Origin of the sequence: Pseudarthrobacter oxydans, from assembly GCF_013314975.1 — a bacterium.
Classification (GTDB): domain Bacteria; phylum Actinomycetota; class Actinomycetes; order Actinomycetales; family Micrococcaceae; genus Arthrobacter; species Arthrobacter oxydans.
Map to the genome: position 1 here is coordinate 40,478 of NZ_JABTYH010000034.1, position 7,097 is coordinate 47,574.

Here is a 7,097-nt window from a genome sequence, read left to right on the forward strand (position 1 = left end):
TTTGCTAGCGAGTTGAAGGACTAGAGGTTGGCGGTTTCAAATCGTGCCAGGCCAAAGGCCTCAAGCGAATGGTGGCGGCGGCCATCCAGGACTTCATCCGCCACTGCCTCGGCCAGATGCGCCGAGAGCGTCACCCCGCTGTGCGTGGCGACCGCATATATGGACGGGTAGTCGGCGAGGCGGTCCGCGATGGTCAGGCCGTCCTCCGGCAGCACACGGATGCCAAGGCTCACGTTTTCTGTAGATACGTTCTTCAGGGTCGGATAGAGTTCACGGGCGCGTTCAAGAAGTAGCGCCGGGACGGTCCAGATCCGGGGGTCGTCTATGTCCCATTTCCCGCCTGTAGGGTGGTCTGCGAAGGTGATTCCTCCATTGCGGGCCGGGCGCATGGCGATACCTGTCGCCCTGACGATATGGCGCATCCCGGAGGCGATGGGGCCGGTGGTGCTGATGATCCCGATGCCGGCGTTCTTCGCATCCTTCCCGGCCCCGGTTCCTGATGGCTCCAATGTCGGAAAGTCGATCCCTGCCGTGGCAAGAATCTTGCGGGTTCCGTTTCCGGCGGCAAGGATGATCGTGTCGGCCTGGTGTTTGCGGGTAGTCCCGTCAGTCGTCCGTGTCGTTACCTGATTGGGTTGGATGCCTGTGACCGTTTCATAGGGGGCGAAGGTGGCCCCGCCCGTAATAGCACGGTTCAGGAGGCTGGTGCACATGGTGAGCGTGTCGATCCAGCCTTCTTCAGGGTAGAAAGCGCCGCCGGTAAGGCGTGGGGCTTCAAGTGAGGGTTCGAGTTCCCGTACTTGGGCAGGAGTTAGAAGGCGCACCTCGTAGCCGTTGGATGCGAGCTTTTCCACTTTGTGCTGGAGGGCTTCGAGTTCGTCGTTGCTTTGTGCGATCTGGACGTTTCCGGTTTGGTGGAACCATCGGCCGCCGCCTCGGGAGGCTGAGCGCTCGTGGGCTTGAAGGCCGAGGAGATTGAGGTTGCTGTACTCCTCGGGGGTTTTGTTGTTGGAATTCACCCAGGCGAAAGTGGCAGCGCTGGTGGCAGATCCGACTTCGGCTGCATCAATGACGGTGACTGACGCGCCCCGGCGTGTTAGTTCATCTGCGAGGCAGCAGCCTATGACTCCGGCCCCGATGACGATTACTTTATGTTGCACGACTGATATCAGCCTTTCTGGGTCTTAGAGTGCCCCGACGGATGCGAAGAACTTCTTTGCTCGGGGTGTTGTGGGGTTGTGAAGTATCTCTTGGGGCACTCCGCGCTCAATGATGCGGCCCGCGTCCATCATGACGACCTCGTCGGCGACATCTTCTGCGAACCGCATTTCGTGGGTGACGATCATCATGGTTGATCCCTGTTCCGCGAGGCCCTTCATTACTGCCAGGACTTCTGCGACAAGTTCGGGATCTAGGGCGCTGGTGGGTTCGTCAAAGAGCAGGACTTTAGGTTCCATAGCGAGAGCACGGGCGATGGCAACGCGCTGTTGCTGGCCGCCCGAGAGCTCGCTGGGGTAGTGATCCATTCGGCTGCCCAGACCAACTCGTTCCAGTACCCGCCGCCCGATAGCTTCGGCGTCCTTCTTCCGGAGGCCCTTTACGATCATCGGTGCAGCCGTTACGTTTTCCAGCGCCGTGTAGTGCGGGAAGAGATTGAAGTGTTGGAACACCATGCCAAAGTTCAGGGTCTGTTTACGCGCGACGCTCTTGGACACCGGCACGCGGTGACCATTGTGGACCTCGTGTCCTATCATCTTGCCCTCGAAGAAGATGGCGCCCTCATTGATCTCTTCCATCATGTTGACCGTGCGGAGCAGGGTGCTCTTACCGGAACCGGATGGGCCGACAAGGCAGGTTACTGAACCGCTGCGGATGTCGAGGCTGACGTCGTCCACGGCTTTGAGGGCGCCAAAGTGTTTACTCACTCCAACGAGTTGAAGCAACGGTGTTTCTGATTTCAGGTTGGTTGTCATCTCAGAGGTTTTCCTTGCCTGCGTTCTCAAGAGCTGCTGGCTTTGGGTCGCTAGGGTTCCGGCGCGCAAATCCGCGTCCGAACCGCTTTTCCAGCCGTGCTTGGCCGAACATCGCGATGCTTGTCAGCACCAAGTACCAGATGACCGCAACGACGAGAAGGGGAATGGTTTCAAAGTTCCGTGCGTAAATGGTTTGAACCGTGGTCAGAAGTTCGGTGTAGCCGATAACCGAGACCAGCGATGTGCTCTTGAAGATCGTGATGACGTCATTGGCCAGCGAGGGAATGATGACGCGGATCAGCTGAGGGCCGAGGATTTTCTGATAGGCCTTGAAAGGTGGAAGCCCGAGGGATTTGCAGGCCTCGAACTGTCCTGAGGGCAGGGCCAGTATGCCCCCACGGAAGATTTCTGCTGAGTAGGCGCCAAGGTAGATTGACAAGCCGATGATTGCGGCGCTGAAGCGGGATATAACCTCGTTAGCGGGAACCGAGGCGAAGGTCGGCCCGAAAGGAATCCCGATGCCCAACGTCGGAGCCAGTGCGCCGAAGAAAAACACGAACAGCAGCATGACCAGCGGGGGCATGGCTCTCATCAACCAGATGTAGAGGATGGCGATTGTTCGCAGTACAACCAGGGGGGACATGCGTGCCCAGGCCGTGAACACACCCAGAATCAGCCCGAAGAAGGTCGTGAGAAGTGTGAGGTAGATCGTGTTCAGCAGGCCGTTTATGATGATTTGGCTAAACAGATAGGAGAAGACGACATCCCATTTCCAGTTGTCGTTGAAGACGAAGAACTGGATGCTTGCCAGTCCCAGATATACGGCCAGGGCGATGCTTAGCCACTGGGCTACGCCGATTCTGGGCCTGATTTTGAGGCCAGCCAGGTCGGTCGGCGTCCTTGATGCTGTGGACGCTTGGGTTGTCCGTCGCTTCGCTAGGAGGCTGGACATGTTACTTGCCTCCAAGCTTGTTGGTGCTGTTCACATGCATGTCCGGGATTCCGAAGTCGTTGAGACCCCATTTGTCCAGGAGAGCGTCGTAGGTGCCATTTTCGACCAGTTTGAGCAGGGCGGCACGGAGCGCGTCCCGGAGCTTCGGGTTGTCCTTGTTGATGCCGATTCCAAGGACGCTTTTTTGTTCCTGGTAGACGATCTTGAAAGAATCGGGATCGGTCTTGACGTTGTAGGACATCTGCGGGAGGTCACCCCAGTAGGCGGTCGCGGCCCCGCTCTTCACTGACAGGATCCCGGCGCCAGAGTTCTGATACCCATTGACTTCCAGCTTGGGTGCTCCTTTTTCTGCACAGGCCTGGGCGTACTTCTCCAGGTTGCCCTGCTGCGATGTACCGCGGGCGAACCCGATGCTCATGCCGCAAAACTGCTCGGGCGTGATCTGGTCCTTCTCGAAGTTCTTGCCAGCGATGATCGCCGTACCGTTTTTCAGGTAGTCGATAAAGTCAATCCGGGTTTGCCTCTCGACGAAGTCAGCGACTGAAGCAATGGCGTCATAGCGTTTCGCTTCCAGCCCGGGAACCATGGCATCGAAGGTGCCCTCCTGGAACTCGGCTTCGGTGCCGAGAACTTTCGCTGCTGCCCTGAGGAGCTCGGGGTTCAGGCCCGTGATCTTGCCGTCTCCATCGACGAACTTCACGGGGGCCACGTCGGCATTGATAGAAATTGTGAAACCGCCCTTTTGGCGGATCTCTTCTGGCAGCATCGCGGCGATGGTGTCGTCCTTTTGGACAGCTGCCAGGATGTCGGTGCTGCCTGATTGCTGGGCGCCAACGTTATCGGTGGGATTGGCGCAAGCGCTCATCCCGAAAATGCCCACCACAGATGCGAGGGCCAGTATGGTAAGTCGTCGTTTCATTGGGGTGTGCTCCTGAAAATTTTGATCTTCGGCCCAGGAATGAGGTTCTTGGGCTTCCTAGTGGCTTGATTCGGAGTATTCGACGTAGAACTCAAGGGCGTCCGGGCGTAGGTAGTACGCAGCTGATTCCGCGATTTGCCCGTTGGGCTGCCACATAAGTCGGCGCCGCCGTAATACGGCGACCCCTGGTTCGATGCCGAGAAGATCTGCGTGGCGTTGTTCCAGCAGAATTGGGTCGAAGTACATTCGCGATCTTGCGATTGACACTTTGTTCTTAGCGAAATGAGCTCGGACTGACAGGCTTTCGAGTTGTTCTTCAAGCAGCCTGGGTGCCAAGGAGAAGGGAATGGCCACGACCTCGATGACGATTGGGGTCTCATCTTGGTCGTGCCTGACTCGGACCAACTGTGTGACAGGGTCATCGTCATCAACGCCAGGTACGTCAACCTCGGCTTTGCCGGCGGGCATGATTTCAGCCGAAATCACAGCCATATGGCCGGGAAGACCCGCACTCTCGATCCGCGGATCCAGAGAACGAAGCAGATTCACTTGGCGGGCACCTTCGGCGACATGGGTGCCCAACCGCTTTTGACGCACGACCAATCCGGCCTGGGCGAGATCATTAAGAACACGCTGAGCGACTGAACGGCTAACGCCATGCTTGGCCTGCAGTTCGGCCTCAGTTGGCATCCTCGCCCCGGGGGGCAGTTCACCGGACTGAATCCTCGCTTCGAGGCCCGTGCGGATCTTCACATGGAGTGGCGTGCTCATGTAATGACCGTACAATTAAGTAATTGACCGGTCAATAGATTTTTCTAAAAAATTGTTGCCGCCATCACAGCTTCCTGGGATGCTCGGCGGGAAATTTCCACCCAGAGTCGCCCTCTTCCTGCTGACAGTCCGAGAGGCAGGAAGCTGGGGCCGGCCCCTCGGAAAGGATCGGCGCCCTGGCCGAAAACCCGGGCTGGACAGAGATCACCCACGGGCAGGAACCAAGCCCCGTCCCCTCTCGCGGCCCTATGAGTGTTTGACAAGCAGGCCAGCGCTCCGCCGACGGGCGATCGCTTTAGCCAGGGAGGCCCTGCGTGGTCTCGGGCTGCACGGCGACGCCCCGCCGGACCACGTACAGCCAATTCCGGCTACGGGGTTTCCTATTCGTCACGGACCCAGGGACTCGTTCATGCCGATCGGCGGCAAGGCCTCACTACAACCGTCCGACCTGCGAATACAGCCAAAAACACCGAGAGACGAGTTCTCTCATCTACTTCTATTCGTCCCACTCAAACGCCGATAACGGATATTCCGTCAACCTGAGATCACCCTGGTGCCAGCATTATTCGCACGGGGCACCAACAACGTGAACCAGTTTCAGGGCTTGGGCTTCCATAGGTCCAAGTCCAACCAACTGGCGGGAAAGCCCATACTCACCTCCGGTGAGATGAGGTCGGAACCGTCCGGTGCTTGAAGCTTGATGTCCAGTTTTCTGATTTGCGTCTTGAAGGTCAGGTGCCAGTTTGTGCCACTCGTGTGAGATTTGAGCATGAAGGCCATGACGGCGGCGTAGATATAGAGCCTCTGATGTGCTTTGGGCGTGACCGTGAAGTCGGGTTCGAGCAAGTGGGCTAGGAGATCGCTGTCTGTGTCATGTTCGCGAAGTGAAAGTGGTCTTTTGAACGCGCGGTTGAAAAGACGCGAGCCGTGGGCGCACGTGTTTCGAAAGTCCACCATCATACGCAGCACGGCACCGAAGCGGCTGGGGTGGGCGAATCCAAACATGCGTGCGACCAAGCGCGCGTCCTGGGTCTGCATGAGGTCGTATAGGAATGGCAGATTTCCGAAGCTCAATACTTCAGTGACAGCCCAGATGGGTACATCTTGTTCCGGGTACTTTAACAGGTGGTGCTTGAGGAAGTCTTCGTCTTCCGCGCCGGAAGAAACAGCGTCCCGCCAGGTCTTCGTCCATGCGTCAAACTTTGTGTGCTCGCCGGCTGCTTTATCGCAACTTTGCGCATCCAAATACTCTTTGGATGCATGAGCTGCGACGTTCCTCGAGGCGAGCGTGTGGGCGATGGCTGCCCTTAGGCGCACCTCGAATTCAAGCAAGGCTTCCTGACAGACCCGGGCCAACTTGAAGTCGAATGCTTCCAGCTTCATGACGTGCTCGATGCTCGCACCAGGTATGTAGTCGTCTGACCGGTACTGGTGCAGGCGAGCATCGATCTTGTCCGCCGGGAGTAGCCTCCGGAAGACGTATCGGTACGCGCCGGAGCGGAAGTAGCCGACACGTGTCAGGAAGTTGAGCGCCTCACCGCGGTCAGGAATCGCGAGGCCACGGACTTCGAGTTGTTGAAGCAGCTCGTCGCGCTCTTTAAATTCCTTCGTATACTCCACGCTTCACCGTTTGTCGCACAATGAAAATCGCCCCCTTGAGCCGAGGCTCAGAGGGGGGCGATGTCTGATAAATAGAATCTAACACATTCACCGCAAAGGGGCTGTATGAGCCTCCGTTTGAAAGCGGAGAACATACGCGCGGAGCGCTGGCGCAGCAGGAGTGCCCTCATATGCCTTCAAGCTACAGAACGGCGGGCTACTCTGCAGGATGAGGGCTCCCCGCCTGCTTGGGTTGGCGCAGGTACTGGTAGACAGTCTCCCTGCTGATCCCGTAATCATGAGCAAGAACGGCTTTCGGAGCCCCGTCACTGGCGCGCTGAACCAGTTCGGCGGCTCGTTCCGGTGTGAGGGTCTTTTTCCGACCTTTGTAGGCGCCGCGCTGTTTAGCCAAAGCGATGCCTTCCCGTTGGCGTTCCCTGATGAGGGAGCGTTCGAATTCGGCGAAGGCGCCCATGACGGAGAGCATGAGGTTGGCCATGGGGGAGTCCTCGCCGGTGAAGACCAGGCTTTCTTTCACGAACTCCACGCGCACCCCTTTGCGGGTGAGGCCCTGGACGAGAGCACGCAGGTCATCGAGGTTTCGGGCGAGCCTGTCCATGCTGTGGACCACAACGGTGTCACCGTCGCGGGCGAACCGCAGCAGTCCCGTGAGTTGCGGCCTACCAGTGTCCCTGCCCGAGGCTTTATCCGTGAAGACCCGGTCCAGAACCTGACCTTCGAGTTGGCGCTTCTCGTTCTGGTCGAGAGTGCTCACACGCACGTACCCGATTCGTTGTCCGGTCACTGCTTCCTCACAGCCCTTTGCCTGTGAGGTTGAGTCCTAGACCCGTCCTGCAAGGAAGTCAAGACCAAGAGCCTCGGC

At 58.2% G+C, this 7,097-nt stretch carries 7 protein-coding genes; all 7 read right to left on the reverse strand.

Going from position 1 to position 7,097, the window contains the following annotated elements:
- Positions 1 to 20 precede the first annotated feature (20 nt).
- The gene (locus HTS88_RS18285) at positions 21 to 1,160 is read right to left on the reverse strand and encodes an FAD-dependent oxidoreductase (RefSeq protein ID WP_174180890.1); all 1,140 of its coding nucleotides are present in this window, start codon (positions 1,158 to 1,160) and stop codon (positions 21 to 23) included.
- A 24-nt stretch (positions 1,161 to 1,184) separates the two neighbouring features.
- Positions 1,185 to 1,973: an amino acid ABC transporter ATP-binding protein gene (locus HTS88_RS18290; protein ID WP_281359095.1), complete on the reverse strand. Its 789-nt coding sequence runs from the start codon at positions 1,971 to 1,973 to the stop codon at positions 1,185 to 1,187.
- A gap of 1 nt (position 1,974) precedes the next feature.
- Positions 1,975 to 2,925: an amino acid ABC transporter permease gene (locus HTS88_RS18295; RefSeq protein WP_174180892.1), complete on the reverse strand. Its 951-nt coding sequence runs from the start codon at positions 2,923 to 2,925 to the stop codon at positions 1,975 to 1,977.
- Position 2,926: 1 nt separating this feature from the next.
- On the reverse strand, positions 2,927 to 3,844 hold the full coding sequence (locus HTS88_RS18300; RefSeq protein ID WP_174180894.1) for an ABC transporter substrate-binding protein: 918 nt from the start codon (positions 3,842 to 3,844) through the stop codon (positions 2,927 to 2,929).
- Between the two features lie 57 nt (positions 3,845 to 3,901).
- Positions 3,902 to 4,615, reverse strand: a complete 714-nt coding sequence (locus HTS88_RS18305; protein ID WP_174180896.1) for a GntR family transcriptional regulator — start codon at positions 4,613 to 4,615, stop codon at positions 3,902 to 3,904.
- A gap of 597 nt (positions 4,616 to 5,212) precedes the next feature.
- The gene (locus tag HTS88_RS18310; RefSeq protein WP_174180898.1) at positions 5,213 to 6,235 is read right to left on the reverse strand and encodes an Abi family protein; all 1,023 of its coding nucleotides are present in this window, start codon (positions 6,233 to 6,235) and stop codon (positions 5,213 to 5,215) included.
- Between the two features lie 196 nt (positions 6,236 to 6,431).
- Positions 6,432 to 7,019, reverse strand: a complete 588-nt coding sequence (locus tag HTS88_RS18315) for a recombinase family protein (protein ID WP_174180900.1) — start codon at positions 7,017 to 7,019, stop codon at positions 6,432 to 6,434.
- Positions 7,020 to 7,097: the final 78 nt, after the last annotated feature.